The organism is Actinophytocola sp. (assembly GCF_045807065.1).
Classification (GTDB): Bacteria; Actinomycetota; Actinomycetes; order Mycobacteriales; family Pseudonocardiaceae; genus Actinophytocola.
In genome coordinates, this window is record NZ_JBJMIE010000737.1 from 1 (window position 1) to 19757 (window position 19757).

Sequence of the window (19757 nt, forward strand, 5' to 3'; positions counted from 1 at the left end):
ACACTCAAAACCAACAATACCCTCATCAGAACAAGATTGGCTTGTTCGTTGAGCCGGTCGTAGACCAGCCGGATCGTCGTGACCAGGTCCAGGCCGCCGTGGGACAGCTCGTCGAGGCGGCGGTGGTCGTCGCGCATTCGTTCCACCAGCCTGCTGACCGGCCAGTGTGGACGGTCCGCCAGTCGGGCGGCCGCCAGGCGCAGTGCGAGTGGTTCGTCCGCGCACAGCTCGGCCAGGCGGTGCAGGTCCGCGGCGTCGGTCAGTGCCGTCTGCGGCCCGAGGACGTGGATGAGCAGCGCGACGGAGTCCGCGCGGCTCATCGGACCCACACCGATGAACGTCGCTCCGGGCAGGTCGGTGAGTTTGACCCGGCTGGTGACCACGACGGCGCAGCCCGTGTTCCCCGGTAGCAGGGGAAGCACCTGTTTCTCGTTCGCCGCGTCGTCCAGCACGACCAGCATCCGGCGGTCGCCGATCAGGTTTCGGTACATCTCGGCGCGTTCTTCCGGGGCGTCGGGAATGGCCGCGACGGTGACGCCGAGTGCGCCGAGGAAGCGTCTGAGCACTTCGCCGGGTCCAGCGGTCTTCCTGCTGCCACCGAGTTGTACGAACAGCTGTCCGTCCGGGAACTCCTCGGACATCAGGTGTGCCGCGTGGACCACCAGGCTCGTCTTCCCCAACCACGGCCCGCCGTGGACGGCGACCAGGCGGATCGTTCGGGAGTCGGTGCGCTCGCCGGAGAGCGCGGTGCGCATCCGCCCCACCAGGTCGCGGCGGCCGACGAAGTCGCCGACGTCCGCGGGGAGCAGGCGGGGGACGGTTCTCGCCGGCGAGGGTGCGTGGCCCGGTGCCGGCCCCAGGACGGCCTCGTTGTCACCACGAAGAATCGCCTGCTCGATGCGGAGCAGTTCGTCACCCGGCTCGAGCCCCAGCTTCTCCACGAACAGCTGTCGGCCCGCTCGGAAGGTCTCCAGTGCTTCGGCCCGGCGCCCCGCCCGGTGGAGCGCGATCATGAGCTGGGCACGCAGCTGCTCGCGGAACGGGTTGGCGGTGACCAGTTCGGCCAGTTCGCTGATCAGTTCGTGTCGCCGGGCCGGCTCCTGCCCGTCGCCGAGCCGCAGCTGCGCGGCGACGTACTCCTCGGTGACGGCCAGCCGCCGCTCGTCGAAGCCCACGCCGATGGACTCGATGAGCTGGCCGTTCACCCCGGCCAGCGGTGTTCCGCGCCAGAGCGCGAGCGCCCGCCTGAACGCGTCGACCGCCTCCGCGTGCCGGTGGCGGACCGCGTCCGCCCTGGCGCTCGACACGAGACTGTCGAATGCCAGCAGGTCCAGGTCCTCCTCGGTGCACCTGATGGCGTAGCCGGGCGGTCGCGTGACGATCGTGTTGGGCACGCCCCCGGCGATCAGCCTCCTGCGGATCGACGAGACGCAGATCCGGATCTGCTCCCTGGCCGTGGACGGTGGTGTCGTGTCCCAGACCGCGTCCACCAGGCGCTCGACGGCGACCACCCGGTTGGGTTCGACCAGCAGCATCGACAGCACGATCCGCTGGCGCGGTGAGAACGACAGGGGTTCCCCGTCGTGTCTGACCTCGAGAGGGCCGAGAAGCCGGTACAACATCGTGTCACGCCCCGACAGAGTCACGGTGGAGCTCGGTCCGCGCGGTGTCGGCGGCACTCGAGCGTCGACGGCATTCGGCGGACCGCAGCTACCGCCCGAGCCGAACTCTGACGTCGAGCGGTGATCCCAATCTCCCGCACGGTGTTCATCGAAACGTCATCACGCCGCCACTGTCAGTGTTGCCGACGCGATGGGAAAGAGGGACAGTGGCGAAGGGGGGTCGATGACACCAGCCGACTGTCGAGCACGAGAAGGGTTGCCATGATAGCCAACCGCCCGGCCGTTTTCTTCGCCGACACCCCGTGGTCACGCGCTGGGTGACCCGGGTCAGAGGCCCGATGCCCGGCGGTCCACGGCCGGCCGGGTGCCGGCGAGGGCGTCGAGCACGTCGCGGGCCCTGTCCTCCCACATGGGCGCCTTGCGGTCACCGAAGGTGTGCGCCGCCCGCTCGGCCAGCGCGATCGCCTCGCGGTACCTGCCCCACTCGCCGAGCAGCGCGGCCAGGTCCAGGCCCACCCGTGCCGCGCCGACGAAGTCCATGATCCGTTCCCGGATGTCGATCGCGGCGCGCAACAGCCGCTCACCCTCGTCCCTGTCCCCGGTCCCGGAACAGATGAGACCCAGTGTGTGCACCGCGTAACCCTCACCGACCAGGTCACCGTCGGCTCGCACGATGGCGAGCACCTGGCCCATGACCAGCCTGGCCTGGTCGTACCGCCGCTGCCGGAACAGCACCTCGCCGAGCCGGTGCCGGATCTGGGCCTCGACCCGGGGCACCTTCACCTCCCGGCAGATGGCCAGGGCCGTGTTGAGCCGGTCGACGGCCGACTGGTAGCGGCCGGCGTCCAGGTCGATCCGGGCCGCGTGGCCCAGCGCGTGTGCGTGGCCGACGAGGTCGCCTTCCCGCCGGAAGCCGTCCAGGGCGCGGTGGCACGCGTCGGCCGACCGGGCCGTGTCCCCCTCGGCGTAGTGGAGCAGGGAGAGGTTGCGCAGGGTCATCGCCAGCCCGTGGGTGTCGCCGAGCTCCTCGAACAGCTCCAGCGCCCTCGGCAGTACCGACCGGGCGGGTGCCAGCCGGTTGCGGCTCAGGTGGAGCGAGCCGAGCGAGCACAGCAACGCGGCCTCCCCACGCCGGTTGCCCGCCGCCCTGACCGCGGTGAGCGCGCACTCGTGGGTCTGCTGCCAGTCGTCGAAGTAGCTGTGCGCCTCGAACAGGGTCACCAGGCTCACCGCGAGTTCCCAGCTCAGCTCCGACAGGCCGCGGTCGGCCGCCTGCTCCACCGCGAGACACAGGTTCTGCCGCTCGCCGTCCAGCCAGGCCAACGGATCCTCGACGACGCCGTCCATGTGCCCGCCGGCGAGCCACAAGCGCTGCGCGGATCCGCGCAGGACGGTGAAGTCGCCGCCGTAGATCTGGCGGTGCGCCCGCTCGACCTGGGCCAGCCAGCCCGCGAGAACCCGCTCCAGCGCGGTGGTCGCGGCCCGGTCCTCCTGATGGTCGGCGAGGAGCTCCCTGGCGAACAGCCGGGTGATGTCGTGGCAGACGAAGCGTGGGCGGCCGCCGGCGTTGGCCGCCATGACGTCGACCACCACGACATCGACCAGTTGCGAGTCGACGAGCAGTTCGAGCGCGTCGCTCGACCGGGCGGTGTCGTCGTCGAGCAGCGCCGCGGCGACCCACATCGGCAGGCTCTCGGCCGCGACGAGTCCGAGCAGCCGGAACAGCCGGGCGGCGTGCGGGGGCAGCGCGTCGTAGGTGAGCCGCAGGCTGGCGCGCACACCCATGTCCCCGTACGACAGCTCGTCGAGGCGACGCCGATCGTCGGCCAGGCGCTCGAGCATGGTGGCCAGCGACCAGTGCGGGCGGGCGGCCAGCCGCACGGCGAGGATGCGCACGGCGAGTGGCAGCCCGCCGACCAGCCGCGCCAGCGCGTCCGCCGCGGCGGCCTCCTCGCGCACCCGGTCGAACCCGATCACGTTGCCGATGAGGCACACGGCCTGCGCGGGCGAGAGGGTGTCGACCTCCAGCAGCCTGGCCCCGGGCACGCCGGTCAACCGCGCCCGGCTGGTCACGATCACCGCGCACCGGTCGCTGCCGGGCAGCAGCGGAACGATCTGGTGCTCCGCGGTCACGTCGTCCAGCACGATCAGCATGCGTCGGCCGTCGAGCAGGGTGCGGTACATCTTGGCGCGCTCGTCGAGGTCGTCGGGGATGCTCGCGCCGGGCACCCCGAGCGCCCGGAGGAAACGGCCGAGCACGTCGGCGGGCGTGGCGGGTGTTCCCCGCATGCCGGCGACGTTGCAGTAGAGCTGGCCGTCGGGGAAGTGGGCGGCGTGCGTGCGGTGGGCGATGTGCACGGCCAGGGTGCTCTTGCCGACCCCCGCCCTTCCCGTGACGACGAGGACCCGCACGGCCGGTGCCCGTTCGCCCTCGCCGGACAACACCGACTCGGCCTGCTCGATCAGCCCGTCCCGGTCGACGAAGTCCGCGATGTCGGACGGCAGCTGGTGCGGCACCGACAGCGGTCTCGGTTCGGCGTCGCCCGGCCGTGGGCGGCCGGTGAGCAACGCGTCGTCCTCGGCCAGGATGGCCGCGTGGAGGCGTTTGAGCTCCTTGCCGGGCTCCAGCCCCACGTCGGCGACCTTGGTCGCGCGTCCGGCGCGGTAGACGGCGAGGGCCTCGGCGGGACGGCCGCACCGGTAGAGCGCCAGCATCAGCAGGCCGCGGAGGCGTTCGCGCAGCGGGTACTCGTCCACCAGGCCGCTGACCTCCCCGACGAGCTCGCGATGCCGGCCGAGGCGCAGGTCGAGATCGATGCGCTTCTCCAGCACGCCGAGGCGTTCCTCGTCGAGCCGGACGGCTCTGCCGCGCAACGGCCTGCTGACCTCACCGCCGAGCACCGGCCCGCGCCACAGGGCCAACGCCGCACGCAACAGGTCGACCGCTTCCGCCAACCGCTCGGTACGTTCGGCTGTCTCCGCGCGGGTGACCAACTGCCCGAACACACCGACGTCGAGCCGGTGGTCGGGCACGTCCATCAGGTAGCCGGGAGGACGGGCCACGATCGGGCTCGGCACGCCGAGGCGCCGGAACTTCCGGCGCAGGGCCGAAACGCAGTTCTGGACCTGGCTGCGCGCGGTCGAGGGCGGGTCTCCGTCCCAGATGGCCTCGATCAGCCAGTCGCCGCTGACGACCCTGTTGGCGTCGAGCAGCAGTGCGCCGAGGATCGTCTGCTCACGACCCGGCGAAACGGGAACGGACTCACTCCCGATCGTGACCTCGAGTGGGCCGAGGATCGCGAATCGGACCTCGGCGCGACGCGCCGGGAGCGGGACGTCTGAACCCATCAGTGCCAACCCCCGTGTCCCGCACCGATCGACAACCGTCGGGTCCGATCATCGTTTCCAACTATTGTCACCGCAGTTGCACATTCAAGCCTTGCTTCCGACTGGAGCCGTGGATCCTCGTGCGGGGGTCGATGGCCATGCGATACCTGATCGATACTCGCCGCCGTTTGCCTGGACCGGCAACGATTGGCGGTGGCAATGCTCGATCTGGTGACACACGACAACGCGGTGCCACGGCTCCCGGCCGTCTCCGTCGCCGGCGCCCAGGCGCTGACCTACGGCGAGCTCGCCGCCCTGGTCGGCACGGTCGAGCGTGCACTGCGCCATGACCGCAAGGCGCTGGTGCTGTGCGCGGGAGATCGGGATCTCCCCACTCTGCTGGCCTACCTCGCCGGACTGCGGCTCGGCCACACCGTGATGTTCATGCCCGCCTCGGCGGAGATCCTCTCGGCCTACCAGCCGGAGTTCGTCCTGCCGGCCCCCGGCACCGAGCCGGGCCTGCGCGACCTCGGATACGTACCCGGCGAGGACGTGACCGCCGGCGTGTCGGTCTTCCGGCGCCGGCCCACCCGGCCGGCGAACGACAGCCACACCAACGACATCCACACGAACGACATCCACGAGGACACCGCTCTGCTCCTCGCCACCTCGGGATCCACGGGCAGCCCCAAGGCGGTGCGGCTGTCGTACTCCGGGCTGGCCGGCAACACCGCCGCGGTCATCCGCGCCCTCGGCATCACCGCCGCGGACTGTGCCCCGACCACGCTGCCGATCACGCACGCCTACGGGTTGTCGGTGGTGAACAGTCACCTGAGCGCGGGTGCCGGCATCATGCTGAGCAACCGGTCGCCGCTGTCGCTGGCCATGTGGGACGAGCTGACGCGAGCGGGAGCCACCTCACTGGCCGCGGTGCCCACGACCTACGCCGCGTTCGGACCGGCGCACGTCGCGTTGCTGGAGCGCACGCGGATCCACACCATGACCCAGGCGGGCGCCCGCCTCGCCGACGAGTTGACCGTGCGGTTGTGGCGGCTGATGGCGCAGCGCAACGGCCGGTTCTTCGTCATGTACGGCCAGACCGAGGCGACCTCCCGGATCGCCTGCCTCGACCCCGCCGACCTGCCGGCCCGGCTCGGCTCGGTCGGGGTGGCGGTACCGGGCGGCACCGTGACGATCAGACCGACGCCGGCGCACGTGGGCGCCAGGCCGGGCGAAGGCGCGGTCCAGTACGTCGGCCCCGGTGTCATGCTCGGCTACGCGACCAGCCGGGCGGACCTGGGCCGGGGCGCCGAGGTGGGGATCCTCGACACGGGAGATCTCGGTTACCTGCGCGAGGGGTACCTGTACCTGACCGGGCGGACCAAGCGCATCGTCAAGGTCCTCGGTGTCCGTGCGAGCCTCGACGACCTGGAGCGCATGGTGGAACGGCCGGGGCAACCCGCCGCGGTGGTCAGCGGCGCCGACGACGTCGTGTGCCTGTTCGGCGCGGGTGATCCCGCTGTCCACGAGGCGCAGCGCCGCCAGCTGGTCGACTCGCTCGGGGTGCCGAACCGGCACGTGGAGTTCCGGGCCGTGGAGCGCCTTCCCCTGACCTCGGGCGGAAAGGTCGACTACCGGCGGCTGGTGGCCGCCGCGGCGACGCGAGGGAGGTCGGGCGGTGAAGTTGGCGAAGTGGCGAGAGCTCTGCGATCGCGGACCTGAGCTCGTCCTGTGCCTGGACTTCCCGGGTGGGCGCGCCGCCGCCGGCTTCGCCGAGCTGGCCGCGGGGACGCCGGTGGAGCTGTGCTTCCTCCACATCGGACAGCCCGATCCCGCCGCGCCGGCTCAGCGGCTCGACGCACACGTCGAGGAGTGGGTGGGGGAGGCGCTGGGCACCGGCCGCCCGGTGCGCGCGGTGCTGGGCTACTGCGCCGGAGCCGCCCTGGCCACCCGTGTCGCGGACGCGATCCACGCCGTGGCACCCGTCGCGCCGCCCGCGGTCATCCTCTTCGACGCGGCGGCGGTGACCGGTACCACCCTGTGCGACCAGTTCGCCTCCTCACTCGAGTCCTCCTCGGCGCACCTGGCCGCGGGCGAGCTGGACGATGCCCGCCAGTGGTCGGCGGAACTGCTCGACGCCCACCCCGACGACCTGCCGCGCGTCGCCGCCGGGCTGGCCGACCGGTACGACCGGCTGATGGCGGGCGTCGCCGACCGGCTGTCACTGGACGAGTTCTTCCGCCGCGAGCTCACCAGCGGGTTCGCCGCGTACCTGGCGTACCTGCTCCTGGCCGGACAGGGTGGGCTCGACCTGCGTGCCGGGATGCCGCTGTTCCTGTCCTCACAGGACCACGAGCCACCCGTGGCACCCGCGTGCGGCCTGTCGTTCGACGTCGGCCGTGAGCAACTGCTGCGCGACACCGAGGTGTCGACGTTCGTCGCCGGCCTGCTGAGAGGAGACCACCCGTGGTGACACCATCCGAGATAGCCGAGGTGCTGGCGGCACATCCCGGTGTTCGGCGGGCCGAGGTCGCCGCCACGCACCACAACGGGCAGGACGTCACCCTCGCCGCCGTCGAGCTGGGCGAGTACACCAGCGGACCGATCCTTCGCGAGTACGTGCGGGCACGGCTGGGCGAAGGCAACGGGTTGGCGGGCGTGCTGACCGTCGAACGGATTCCCATGACCGGTGACTCGGTGGACGTCGACTACCTCACCTCGGCCGTCGCCGACGGCCGGTGCACGCTGTTCGAGGATCCGCGCGACGACGTCGAACGCAGGCTGGCGGTCATCTGGTCACAGCAGATGGAGGTGCGTGTGGTCGGTGTGCACGACGACTTCCTCGAGCTCGGCGGCGACTCGTTGTCCGCGCTCGGCATCATCTCCGCCATCGAGACCGAGTTCGACCGTTCGCTGGACGTGTACGAGTTCATGAGCGCGGCCAGCGTCGCGCGCCTGGCGGACATCCTCCGGTGACGACGACCCTCTCCGTCACGCGCCGGCTCGCCGACATCGCCCGGGCCGCACCCGAGCAGGCGGCCATTGTCGGCTTCGACACCGCACTGGCCGAGCAAACCCTGTGTTGGCGGGAATTCGTCGGCCTGGTCGAAGATACGGCCCGCGCACTGCGCGCGGCGCTCGACCGGCACAGCCGCCCGTGCGTCGTCGTGGCGGCCGCCAACACCCCGCCGGCGGCCACCGGTATCGCGGCGGTACTCGCCGCGGAGTTCCCGGTCCTCCCGCTGAACCCGGCCACGCGGCCGGCGGAGCGGGAGACCCTCCTGCGCCTGCTCCGCCGCCGGTTCGGGCAGATCTGCCTGCTGGACCAGGACCTCCGGCCGCGGCTGCTGGACCCGCCGAACGAGAACCGGGCGCCGGCGGGCGAGCATGACGCGGCGTACCTGCTCGCGACCGGCGGAAGCACGGGTGTCCCGAAGATCTCCGTCCGCCCGGGGCCGCTGCGCTACGACGCCGGCCGGACGCCGTCACTGGTGATCAGACAGACCGGTTGGCGAACGGGGCAGCGGCAGCTGATCGTCGGGCCGCTCCACCACGCCGCCCCGTTCACCTCGTTCCTGGACGCCGTGCTGGACATGAACACCGTCGTCCTGCAGCCGTTCTTCTCGCCATCGTGGACGGTGGACCTGGTGCGGCGCCACGCCGTCGAATGGATGCAGCTGACCCCGACCCACCTGCGTGAGGTACTGCCGCTCGCGCGTCAGGAACCCGCCGGCTTCGCGAGTCTGCGGGCGGTGCTGCACACCGCCGCCCACTGCGACGCGGACACCAAACGCGGCTGGATCGACCTGCTCGGCCCCGAACGGCTCTACGAGCTGTACGGAACGACCGAGGGCATCGGGGTGACGCTGGTACGCGGCGACGAGTGGCTGGCACGGCCGGGAACGGTCGGTCGCGGCTTCCTCACCCAGATCCGCGTCCTGGACGACGCCCGCACCCCGGTCGCGCCGGGTACGACCGGCACCGTGTTCATGCGGACCCCGCGACGGCTCGCGCGGTCGGCGTACGTCGGCGACCAGGTGGTGGAGACCACGCCCGACGGCTTCGCCACGGTGGGCGATCGCGGCCGGCTGGACCGCGACGGCTACCTGTTCCTGGCCCCCCGGGACCACGACATCATCAACGTGGGTGGGGAGAAGGTCGACCCGAACGAGGTGGAGGCGGCTCTGCTCGACCACCCGGACGTGATCGACGCGGTGGCCGTCGGTGTGCCACACGGGACACTGGGGTCGGTGGTCGGTGTGCGGGTGGTGCTGCGCCCCTCGTCGACCGTCCACCGGGTGGAACTGGCCGCGCACTGCGGGCGGTTGCTCGCCGGGTTCAAGATCCCGAAGCACATCACGTTCGTCGACCACGTTCCCCGGTCAGCGTCCGGGAAGGTCCAACGCTGGCGACTTGGCCGAAGCTGAGAAAGGTGGTGACCTCGCGATGAGTCAGGTAGTCGACATCTCGACCGACAGCGGGTACGCCCGCCCCCGGGATCCGGTGGAGCTGTGGCTGGCGCGGTGCTGGCAGGAGGTTCTCGGGTTCGGTGTCGGGATCAGGGAGAACTTCTTCGGGATCGGCGGGAACTCGCTGGACGCGGCGAGGGTGGTCAACGCCGTCCTGGACGAGCTGCACGTCCAGCTCCCACTGAACGTGGTGACCGAGAACCCGACCGTGGCGCGGCTCGCGGCCCGCCTGCGCGACCAGGACACGAGCGCGCTGGCCACCCCGCTCCAGGAGATCCAGAGCGGTGACGGGACGCGTCCACCGCTGTTCATGGTCCACCCGGACGACGGACAGGCCGGCTCGTACTGCCACCTGGCGCGCGCCATGGGCGAGGAGTTCGCCGTGTTCGGCCTTCAGGCGGTGGGTCTGTACTCCGACGCCGAGCCGATCAGGACGGTGGCGGCCATGGCCCGCGCCTATGTCGAGGAGATCCGGACCGTCGACCCGGAGGGACCCTACCTCCTGGGCGGTTGCTCGACAGGTGCGGCGATCGCGTTCGAGATGGCCGGCCAACTGGTCGGCGCCGGCGCCGAGGTGCGCCTGCTGGCCGCGGTCGACGCCGAACTGGTGGAACCGCGCGCGGGCGGCCAGCGACCACGAGACCGGGACGACGTGCCGGGCCTGCTGTTCGACATGCTGGTGGCCGACGACGTCACCGAGTCGTGGTTCCGCGAGCTGCCCCGACCCCGTCAGCTGGCGGCGGTCCTCGCTGACTGGCAGGCCCACGACCTCGTCGCACCTGACGAGACGACACAGTTCGTGGCGCGCTCATTGCGGGTGCGCCAGGCCAACCGGGAAGCGATCCACGCGTGGCGGCCCCGGCCGTACCCCGGACCGCTCGACATCTTCCGTGACGCCGCCGACGCCCGACCACCCACGGTGAGCTGGCCGGCGTCCGTGGTCCAGCGGGTGCACGAATGCGCCGCCGCCACGGACGCAACGCACACACGGCAACTGGCGCGCGGACTCCAGGACCTGTTCGGCTGACAACGAAGGCAGCGCCGCCGCACCGACGGCACGGCGGCCCCTGATCGACGTCGACCGTCGTGGTGCGCGGTCGTGCCCTTCCCACCACCGGCCGGGCGGCACTGGTTGTCCAGACCAGCCGGCGACCGGCGGCTCCCCACACCGTCCGGCATCGTCCGACCCCGGCGTGCGGGTTGCCGATCCGATTTCGACAGCCCCCCGGTGGTAGCGAGTTCATCGCTGGCGTGCACTTCGTCGAGGCGTCGATCGCCCCAGAGAGCGGCCATGCCCCCAGTAGGTGCCGTAAGTGCGGTTCGCACCTGTACCGGCGGCCGCGATCACGACCGACAGATATTCGCCGAACGTGGGCGGTCGGTCAGGATGCCGGTTTGACTCGAGGTCGACGACTGTCACACCTCGCTCGGCGAGCGCTAGGCGTGCGGCGGCGAGTTGGTCAGGCTCGGGAGTCATGGCGTGTCCGGGCTCTCGCTTTCGCGATCAGGCACGGGAGCGGGGTATTCGGTCTCAATGACGTGCGTGTAGTGCGCGGTGAGCATGGAGGCGATGGTGGCGGCGGAGCGAACGACCATCACCTGCTCGGACGCGGCCGCGGCGAACACCAGGGGTAGCCCGTAGTCGATGCCGCATAGTGTCGAAGGCTCGCGGGCAGTTTGATCGCGCCGCGCGGGCAGCGGCATGGTCGAACAGGCAGTACGTCGTGATCGGATAAGTCCATCAGCATGTTTGGCGCAATACAGCAATGCGTTTGACCTTCCTGCCTCGGCAGACGAACATCTGATTCGTTCGATGTGTGACGACCGTGTCCTTCCTGCCAAAGCCGTCATTGGGTGGAAACTATTCAACCGGTGCTTTCTTGTGGCGATGTGTATGCTCCCTCGTCAGATGACAGCACCCCTGGGATGTCCGACGTGACCAGACGCTAAGCTCCCGGGGACGCATCCAGGGGGTGAATAGAGAAATGATCAGAAAATCACGTCAAGCAGAGTTGACGCAGTCATGACATCGCCAATTGCGATGCCTGTGTATTAAGCGACCAGCGGAGACGGTGGCTTAATCACAGCCTGAGACGCCGTTCGTGTCTCTGTTTGACCGACGAGTTGGTGATCCTGATCGTGGATCACGATGTACCGGAGGCGTAGTAGAAGAGGCGATGCACCAAACGATCATTGCGGTGGATGTAGAAGGGTATGGAGCCCGGCGTCCATGGCATCAAAGGCGAGTTCGGCAAGGCCTGACTTCATCGGTTCGGGATGCATTCGGTCGCTGCGGGTTGCGTTGGGACGATAGTCACGTCGAGGACTGTGGCGACGGTTTGCTTATTTTCCTGCCGCCGGACACAGAGAATCGTCGGGTGGTTGAAGGTCTGCCCAACGAATTGGCGGGCTGCCTGCGTGAACACAACGCGGGAGCGGCCACCGAGGCGCGTATACGCTTGCGGATGGTATTTCATGCGGGGGAGGTGGTACGCGACGAGCAGGGTGTTTCCAGCCCTGCTGTGGTGCTGGCCTCTCGCTTGCTCGATGCCGCCGCTCTCAAGGCGGCCCTTGCGGAGTCTCGCGGTGTGCTTGCGGTCATTACCTCAACAGCGTTCTTTTGTGATGTTGTAGCTTCTTACCCTGCGGCAAACCCTGACATTTACTGGCAAGTGCCGATCTCCGAGAAGGAGACCAATACAAACGCTTGGATTTGTTTGCCGGATAACTACCTGCTGCCTGGCGACGATGCCGAATCATCTAAAACGCTGCTCCTATGTGGGGACGTCAAGCGTCGTCGTCCAATCGCGAGACCTGTCCCGGAGAAAGTGTCTCCAACATTGCCGGTCGACTTATTCGGTCGTGATGAGGACTTGGCGCGGTTGTCGCAGATTGTCGTATCGGCAGTTGGTGGTCGTGGGGCCGCGGTGTCGGTGAGTGGCGAGCCTGGAATTGGGAAAACGGCGCTGCTAGATGTAGTCGCGACGCAGTGCCGAAGCTTGGGCATGCGGGTCTTTCGAGGAGCCGCCGAGGAACTCGAGGTACGGTTCCCCTTCGCCGCGATCGGATCATGCCTCGGGATCGCTAGGACCTCGACTGACAAGGCAGTACAGCAGATTGCCGAGTTGATGCGGGGCGAGTCCGCGTTGGGTGCGGGCGCGATTTCTGGAGCGGTCAGCCAGGAGTACGTGGTTGTCGAGGCGATCTTGACTTTGATGGACGACTGGTGTGCCGAGGCCCCGGTAGCGTTGTTCCTCGATGACCTGCAGTGGGCCGATCCGGCGAGCCTGCGCGTACTCAATCGTCTAGGGCGAGTGATCGGTCAGTTGCCATTGTTCCTGGGTACAAGCTGTCTCCCGGTGCCCCGCAGCGACGAACTTGCGGGCTTGTTGCGCAGCTTGGACGCACACGGAGCCCAGTCCATCGCGTTGGGACCACTGCCTGGCCCTGCGGTGGAAGGGTTGGTTGCCCGGCTTGTGCGCGCCCGCCCCGGTCCCGACCTGCTGGCCGTGATCCAGGACACGGCTGGCAACCCCTTGTACATCAGTGAACTGGTTACGTCATTGATCCGCGAGCACCAGGTCCGTATTTCTGACGGCATCGCTGAACTGATAGATCGGGACGACCTGGCGGTACCGGCATCTTTGGCCGATACGGTCCGCCATCACATGAGTGTCCTGTCACTGCAGGCCCAGCATGTCCTACCGGTCGCTGCCGCACTGGGAACTGGGTTCAGCGTCACCGAGTTGTCGATGGTCCTCAACGAGCCGCTGTCGTCGCTGCTGGGCATCATCCGGGAAGCCAGCCAGGTTGGGCTGCTCATCGACGCCGACAACGACTTGATCTTCCGACACGACCTGACTCGACGAGTCCTGGCCGACAGCCTTCCGGAATCGGCGCACCTCGCGATCCATGCTCGCGCCGGTCATGCGCTGGCCGCGGCGCACGCTCCCATTGAGCGGGTCGCTGAACACCTGCTGCAGGGTGCGGTGATGGATGCCGGGGCGCTGGACTGGCTCACGGTTTCGGCGGAGGCGCTCGCGGTGCGGGCGCCGACGTTGGCCGTGGATCTGCTGCGCCACGCATTGTCCCTGGCCGACCCCGGTGATCGGCGACAGGCGGTGTTGCGGGTTCACCTGTGCCGGGCACTGCAATGGGCGGGGCGGACCGCCGAGGCCGAGGAGGCGATCCGGGACGCGCTGGCCCGCGATCCCGAGCCGGCTCAGGAGAATGTTCTGCGCTGGCTGTTGGCGCTTACTTGTTTCGCGCAGGGCAAGCTGGGGGAGACTCTCGGGGAGTGCGAGTCGGTGCTGGACACGGGCCGGCTGACTGCGGCGGAGACCACGCGTTTTCAGGGCCAGATCGCCCAGTGCCATCTGGTGTTGAGCAACTTCGACAAAGCGATGGTTATGGCCGGGCGGGCGCGGCAGACCGCGATCGTCGGCGGGGTGGAGTGGACAGCGGTCAACGCGATTGAAGTCATGACCGCGGCGTATCACTCACAGCAGCGCAGCGAGCAGGCACTGGCCTCGGTCGAGGAAGAGCTGGCGATCCTGGCCTCCTATGAGGAGAAATATCCGGATCTTGCGTTCGGTTTAGCGCCGTACATGCTGAAGGGGTGGGGTCTGACCGAACTCGACAGGTTAGCTGAGGCCGACGAGACGCTCGAGGCTGGGATGCGGTTCTGCGAGCGTACGGGGAGCCCACTGCTGGCGATGTATCACGCGACCAGGGCGACCCTGCGGTTCCTGCAAGGCCGGTGGGACGACGCACTGGCCGAGATCCGCGCGGGGCAGGAAATTCCCGACCCCCTCATGGTGGCCGTGGTCCCCCTGGACGGCATCACCGCGGTCATCGGTATCCACCGCAACGACCGCGCGGTCATTGCCGCCACGAACGCGTGGCCGGAGGAAGTGCCCCCGGCAATGGCCTTCACCGTATTCTGGAACAAATGGGCGCGCGCGTTGGCGGCCGAAGCGGAAGGTAATCCCCAGCGAGCCTTCGACCTGCTGTTCACCTACTGGGACCGGGGTACTCCGCTGCCCAGGGCACACATGCACCACATCTGCCCAGACCTCGCACGATTGGCTATTCTTATCGGCAAGCCGAAACTGGCAACCCGGGTCGCCGACGAGATGACTACCCTGGCTGCCCGGGAGACCAAATCGGCCGCCGTTCAAGGCACAGCCGCCCTGTGTCGAGGAATGGCCGAGGGCGACATCGAGCAACTCAAGACTGCCGTGGCCGCCTATCGGCAGGCTGGGCGCCCGCTGTACCAGGCACACGCGTACGAAAACGCTGCCGTCCTCCTCGCCAAAACCCAGCGCACAAGCCAGGCACACGCCGCACTCAAGGCCGCCGTCGACCTTTACACCAGGCTCGACGCCACATGGGACGTGGACAGGGTCAGAAAACAAATCCGGCGGACGGGAATCCGCGTCGGTATCGGCGGTCCTCGACACCGCCCCAAAACAGGCTGGGACGCACTCACCCCCACCGAACACACAGTCGCAGCCTTGGTCGCCCAGGGCCACTCCAACCCGGCCATCGCCGCGCAAATGCTCATATCCCGCCGCACGGTGCAGTCCCACGTTTCGAGCATCCTCAGCAAGCTCGGACTAACCTCCCGCGTCGAGTTAGCCGATTTCGTAACCACACACGATCGCACCGATCCACGCTGACGGCTTCTGCCGCTGTAAGGAACAAGTCCGGCTTGACCATGCGGCCGGTGCGATGTGGGCTGCGGCGATCGAGGCGCATCCGATCTGCCCTTTACGTTCCGTTCGGTCAGCGCTGATCACCACAAGAGAGTGGCGGGTGTCGCGAGCGACGACGCCAGGAAGGTGCTCGCCGCCCGCCGCGACGGCGAGACCGGCCACGTCGTCGAGCAGTACCTCAAGGCCCTGCGCCAGCGGGACGTTCTCACCTGGTCCCATTTGCCCGTCCAGTTGTAGAACCGGGACTGGGTGCCCGTGGACTGGGAGTTCTCGTACACGGAGGCCTTGTCGTTCCACCGTTGCGGGGTGGGTCCGTTGCCGACGTTGGCGCCGTCGGGATATCGCAACGTAGTACGGTGTTCCCACCGAAGTCGCCGTCCAACGCGAGTGGATACACCCCGGCGCTCCGGAGCTGGTTCGGGCAGCACGTGTTCATGGTGTGCTGCAGAGTTGCGCGATGGCGTCGCTCACGTTTCCCCGCTGGGTAGTGCAGGTCACGGAACTGTTGGACGCGGCGGGGACCCAGATCAGAGCTGGCGCTCGACGCGGCCATCGACAGCATTCCGGCTTGACGCGAGCACACCAACGCCACCGCGGACGTCCCCATCGCCACGCATGACGACCTGCGGTGGGCGGACGCGTACGTGTTCGGCACACCGACCCGGTACGGGAACGTCTCCTCGCAGCTGAAGCAGTTCATCGACACCACGGCCGGGCTGTGGGCTTCCGGTGAGCTATCAGACAAAGCGGTCACCGCGTTGACCTCGGCGATCACACCCACGGTGGCAACGAGGCGATGCTGCTCGCGCTGTACAACACCATGTACCACTGGGGCGCGGTCATCGTCCCGCCCGGCTGCACCACCCAGGAGTTCGGCGCCATCGGCGGCAACCCGTACGGCGTCTCGCATCCCTCCATGGGTGGGCTGTCGCAGGTTGGCGCGGATCGCCACGGTCGGTCCACAAGGGACACTACATGTCGTGCCGACCGGTTGGCCTACAATGCCGAGCACGACAGGATCGACATCAGCGACGCCAATCTGGCGGCGACCAAGAAATACCGTGACGCCAAACGCAATGGGCGGGTCGCCGTCGTCGTCATCGACGACGTCCTGCCGCAATGGCGGCCCCGGTGCGTCGAGGTCAGGGGTATTGGCGAGTTGGTCGACGAAAGGCCGGACTATTCGGATTCATCCCGAGCGGACCGTTTTGTGGGGGCTGGAAAGCGACGATCGGCGTTCATCACGCCAGGAACGTCCGCGCGGGGAGTTGATCTCGATCCGGCCGGCGCCGGTCACGCAAGGTGGTTTCCGGCGCCGGCGGGCTCGGATGCACCAGAAATCTCCATAACCCGCGTAACCGCTTTGCCGGGGTGGCAAGATGCCATCTGTAAGGTCGAGCCCTGGGGGCACGGCTACCTGACGCAGGGACGGAGATGGCTGTGCCGTCGGGAGGAGTCCGAATTCTCGGACCATTAGAAGTTGTCGGCAGCAATGGTGCGATCGCACTCGGCGCTCGACGGCATCGGGTCGTGCTGGCCGTGCTCGCGCTCAACGCGAACCGCGTCACCGCGGTCGAGCAGTTGGTGGACGCGGTGTGGGGCATGGACCCGCCGCCGACGGCGCGGCCGCAGATCCAGACGTGTGTCTCGGCGTTGCGCCGCCTGCTCGCGGACAACGAGTGCCCGGCGGAGATCAGGACCCGATTACCTGGCTACGTCCTGGAGATCGGCGACGAGCAGCTGGACAGCAAGCGCTTCAACCTGTTGCTGGACAACGCACGCGCGGCCGAGCGGGACGGGCGGCTGCCCGAGGCGCTGGAGACCCTGCGCACGGCGCTCGCGCTGTGGCGGGGTCCGGTGCTCGCCGACGTGCCGAGCGACGTCGTGCTGCGGCTGTCGGCCGGTCTCGGCGAGCGCCGGATCAGCGCGGAAATCGCCAGGATGCGCGTCGAGCTGGCCCTGGGCCGGCATCGCGAGATCATTCCCGACCTTCAGGCGCTGGTGCGGGAGCACCCGCTGCGTGAGGAGTTGTACGGCTACTACATGCTCGCGCTGTACCGCTCCGGCCGGCAGACCGAGGCGCTGGAGGTGTACCGGCAGGCGCGGACGCTGCTGGTCGAGGAGATCGGGCTCGAGCCGTCCGCCGAGCTTCGTGAGCTGGAACGGGCCATCCTCAACCGGGACGAGAACCTGACGTTCTGGATGGGTGCGCAGGCCCGGGGCGACGGCAGCGCGGTGGCGGCCTCGACACCGATGCGGTTCGTCGTGCCGGGTCAGCTGCCCGCCGCCATCGCGGACTTCACCGGACGCGAGGAGGAGCTCACGGAGATCGTCGGGCTGCTGTCCGCCGACCCCGCCAGCGCCCCGTTCGTGCCGGTGGTCGCTGTGTCCGGCGGGGGCGGCATCGGCAAGTCCACCCTGGCGATCGCGGCCGCACACCGGCTGCGGGAACGGTTTCCCGACGGCCAGCTCTTCGCGAACCTGGCCAACGAGGAGGACGGCACCCGGGGCGTGCAGGACCGGTTCCTGCGTGCGCTGGGCATCCCGTGCGCGGTGATTCCCGTGAGCACCGCCGCGCGGACGGATCTCTACCGCAGCCGGCTGGCCGGCCAGCGGATCCTGGTCGTGCTCGACGACGTCGCCTCCGAGGACCAGGCGCTCTCCCTGCTGCCCGGCACCGCGGGCTGCGCGGCCATCGTGACGAGCCGGAGTCGACTAGGGGGTCTACCCGGCGCCCGGCTGATCGACCTCGCCGAGCTGGACTTCGACCAGTCGATGGCGCTGCTCACCCGCATCATGGGCGAGGAACGCATCGAGGCGGACCCGCACGCCGCCGCCGAACTCGTCCGGATCTGCGCTGGCCTGCCACTGGCCCTGCGCATCATCGGCGCCCGGCTGGTCACGAAGCCGCACTGGTCGCTGTCCGGCCTGCTCGACCGGCTGGCCGACGAGTCCCGGATGCTCGATGAGTTCTCCCACGGCAGCCTCGAGCTGCGGTCGAACCTGGGGGTCAGCTACCGCGACCTCTCGCCGGCGGAGCAGCGGCTGTTCCGCCGGCTCAGCCTGATCGAGGCGCACGAGTTCCCGGCGTGGGCGGCCGCCGCGCTGCTCGACACGGACACCGAGACCGCGGTGGGCGCGCTGGAGAACCTGGTGGACGCCCAGCTCGCCGCGGCGGACGGCCCACCGAGGAAACCGGCGGCGTACCGGTTCCACCGGCTGGTCCGCGCCTTCGCCCGGGAGCAGGTGCTGGCCGAGGAGCCGGCGAACGAGCGGGACCGGACCGTCGAGCGGTGGCTGGGCGCCTGGCTGCACCGGGTCGAGGAGGTGCACCGCCAGGAGTACGGCGGCGACTACACGATCCTGCACGGCACCGCGCGGCGCTGGCACCCGCCGGACGGCGACCGCGAGGCCACGCTGACGACGCTGGTGGAGGAGCGGCACATGCTGGTCGCGGCGATCCGCCAGGCCGCCGAGGCCGGCTACGACGAGCTGTCCTGGGACCTGGCGCTGAGCTCGGTCACGCTCTTCGAGACGCGGGGCTTCTACGACGACTGGCGGGACACGACCCAGGTCGCCCTGGCCGCGGTGAAGCGCGCGGGGAACCGCCGGGGCCAGGCCGCGCTCCAGTACGCCCTCGGCGCGCTGGAGCTGGCCTGCCACCACGTCGAGGACGCGGGCCGGGAGCTGTCCACCGCTCTGGACCTGTTCACCGAGGAGGGCGACCGGCACGGCCGCGGCCTGGCCCTGCGGTACCTGGCGTACGTCGACCGCCTGCACGGCGACATCCCCCTGACCCTGGCGAGGTTCGAGGAGGCGCTGGCCCTGCTGCGTTCGGTCGGCGACCGCATGGGCGAGGCGTACGTGCTGTGCAGCCTCGCCTCGCACTGGCTGACCGAGGGGGAGCGGCAGCGCGCGAAGTCGCTGCTGGACGAGGCACTGTCCATCAGCGTCGCGGCCGGCTGCCGGCGCGGCGAGGCGCAGGCACTGGCCGGCCTGGCGTACTACCACATCGCGTGCGACGAGCTGGACCGCGCCGACGAGGTGCTGAACCGCGCGCTGCGGGTGGTCCGCGGCCTCGGCGACACCACCGGCGAGACGCACGTGATCTACGCGCTGGGCCTGACCAGGCAGCTGGAGAGCCGGGTCAACCACGCGGAGCTGGCGTTCACCCACGCGATCGCGCGGGCCAGGGAGGCGGGCGAGCGCCAGGTCGAGATCCAGGGCCTGCACCAGCTCAGCACGATCTACCTGGCCCGCGGCGACCTCATCGGCGCCGGCGCACGCTGCGCGGAGGCGCTGTCGATCGCGAAGGACCTGGACGTGCCGGTGCTCGAGGCCCGCGTGCTGATGCTGTCGGCGCAGATCAGCGCGGCCGCCGGGGACCCGGCGCGGGCTCTGGCCGAGGCACGGACCGCGGAGGAGGCACTGACCGGCCTGCACACCAACGAGGCCCGCAACCTGCTGACGAAACTGCGCCGCCAACTGTCCCTGCTAAACGGCGACGGCAACGGCGTCGCCGGCCCCACCCGCCACGACCGCGGCTGACCGGCCGCCCGGCGCGGTCTCTAGGCGCGAGGCCGGTCGGTTAGATCGTGGCGTGGTGGGTAGCTTGCAGCGTG

The 19757-nt window shown here is 69.3% G+C and carries 12 protein-coding genes and 1 pseudogene; 10 read left to right on the forward strand and 3 right to left on the reverse strand.

Annotated features, from left to right (window positions below):
- The coding region (locus ACJ73U_RS43225) for a BTAD domain-containing putative transcriptional regulator (RefSeq protein ID WP_407783599.1) at positions 1–1622 on the reverse strand (1622 nt) is incomplete at its 3' end.
- A gap of 327 nt (positions 1623–1949) precedes the next feature.
- A complete protein-coding gene (locus ACJ73U_RS43230; protein ID WP_407783600.1) occupies positions 1950–4970 on the reverse strand; it encodes an AfsR/SARP family transcriptional regulator in 3021 nt (1006 codons plus the stop codon).
- Between the two features lie 210 nt (positions 4971–5180).
- Between ACJ73U_RS43230 and ACJ73U_RS43235 the strand changes: the two genes are divergently transcribed.
- The 5 genes from ACJ73U_RS43235 to ACJ73U_RS43255 are packed head-to-tail and all read left to right on the forward strand — an operon-like array spanning position 5181 to position 10445.
- Complete coding sequence (locus ACJ73U_RS43235) at positions 5181–6671, forward strand: AMP-binding protein (protein ID WP_407783601.1); 1491 nt, start codon at positions 5181–5183, stop codon at positions 6669–6671.
- Entirely contained in the window at positions 6628–7422 is a 795-nt protein-coding gene (locus tag ACJ73U_RS43240; RefSeq protein ID WP_407783602.1) for a hypothetical protein, read from the forward strand. The genes ACJ73U_RS43235 and ACJ73U_RS43240 overlap by 44 nt, the downstream gene beginning before the upstream one ends.
- Positions 7416–7925, forward strand: a complete 510-nt coding sequence (locus ACJ73U_RS43245; protein ID WP_407783603.1) for a phosphopantetheine-binding protein — start codon at positions 7416–7418, stop codon at positions 7923–7925. The genes ACJ73U_RS43240 and ACJ73U_RS43245 overlap by 7 nt, the downstream gene beginning before the upstream one ends.
- Complete coding sequence (locus tag ACJ73U_RS43250) at positions 7922–9376, forward strand: AMP-binding protein (protein ID WP_407783604.1); 1455 nt, start codon at positions 7922–7924, stop codon at positions 9374–9376. The genes ACJ73U_RS43245 and ACJ73U_RS43250 overlap by 4 nt, the downstream gene beginning before the upstream one ends.
- Before the next feature lie 19 nt (positions 9377–9395).
- Complete coding sequence (locus ACJ73U_RS43255; RefSeq protein WP_407783605.1) at positions 9396–10445, forward strand: thioesterase domain-containing protein; 1050 nt, start codon at positions 9396–9398, stop codon at positions 10443–10445.
- A 446-nt stretch (positions 10446–10891) separates the two neighbouring features.
- Here ACJ73U_RS43255 and ACJ73U_RS43260 read toward each other — a convergent pair whose 3' ends face one another.
- On the reverse strand, positions 10892–11122 hold the full coding sequence (locus ACJ73U_RS43260; protein ID WP_407783606.1) for a hypothetical protein: 231 nt from the start codon (positions 11120–11122) through the stop codon (positions 10892–10894).
- Positions 11123–11595: 473 nt separating this feature from the next.
- On the opposite strand from ACJ73U_RS43260, the gene ACJ73U_RS43265 reads away from it, so the two are divergent.
- The 5 genes and pseudogenes from ACJ73U_RS43265 to ACJ73U_RS43285 all read left to right on the forward strand — a co-directional run bounded on the left by ACJ73U_RS43265 (position 11596) and on the right by ACJ73U_RS43285 (position 19683).
- Positions 11596–15099, forward strand: a complete 3504-nt coding sequence (locus ACJ73U_RS43265; protein WP_407783607.1) for an AAA family ATPase — start codon at positions 11596–11598, stop codon at positions 15097–15099.
- A gap of 129 nt (positions 15100–15228) precedes the next feature.
- Positions 15229–15372 carry a hypothetical protein gene (locus ACJ73U_RS43270; protein WP_407783608.1) on the forward strand — a complete coding sequence of 48 codons (144 nt, stop codon included), beginning with the start codon at positions 15229–15231 and terminating at the stop codon, positions 15370–15372.
- Positions 15373–15779: 407 nt separating this feature from the next.
- Positions 15780–15842: pseudogene (locus ACJ73U_RS43275) on the forward strand (NAD(P)H dehydrogenase); the annotation flags it as partial.
- Between the two features lie 89 nt (positions 15843–15931).
- A complete protein-coding gene (locus ACJ73U_RS43280; RefSeq protein WP_407783627.1) occupies positions 15932–16612 on the forward strand; it encodes a pyridoxamine 5'-phosphate oxidase family protein in 681 nt (226 codons plus the stop codon).
- A 53-nt stretch (positions 16613–16665) separates the two neighbouring features.
- The gene (locus ACJ73U_RS43285) at positions 16666–19683 is read left to right on the forward strand and encodes a BTAD domain-containing putative transcriptional regulator (RefSeq protein WP_407783609.1); all 3018 of its coding nucleotides are present in this window, start codon (positions 16666–16668) and stop codon (positions 19681–19683) included.
- Positions 19684–19757 lie beyond the last annotated feature (74 nt).

Excerpts from the sequence above, each read along its gene's own strand:
- ACJ73U_RS43265 (WP_407783607.1), top strand. The coding sequence starts at position 11,596 with ATGCACCAAACGATCATTGCGGTGGATGTAGAAGGGTATGGAGCCCGG.
- ACJ73U_RS43230 (WP_407783600.1), bottom strand. The coding sequence starts at position 4,970 with ATGGGTTCAGACGTCCCGCTCCCGGCGCGTCGCGCCGAGGTCCGATTC.
- ACJ73U_RS43260 (WP_407783606.1), bottom strand. The coding sequence starts at position 11,122 with ATGCCGCTGCCCGCGCGGCGCGATCAAACTGCCCGCGAGCCTTCGACA.
- ACJ73U_RS43255 (WP_407783605.1), top strand. The coding sequence starts at position 9,396 with ATGAGTCAGGTAGTCGACATCTCGACCGACAGCGGGTACGCCCGCCCC.
- ACJ73U_RS43280 (WP_407783627.1), top strand. The coding sequence starts at position 15,932 with ATGCTGCTCGCGCTGTACAACACCATGTACCACTGGGGCGCGGTCATC.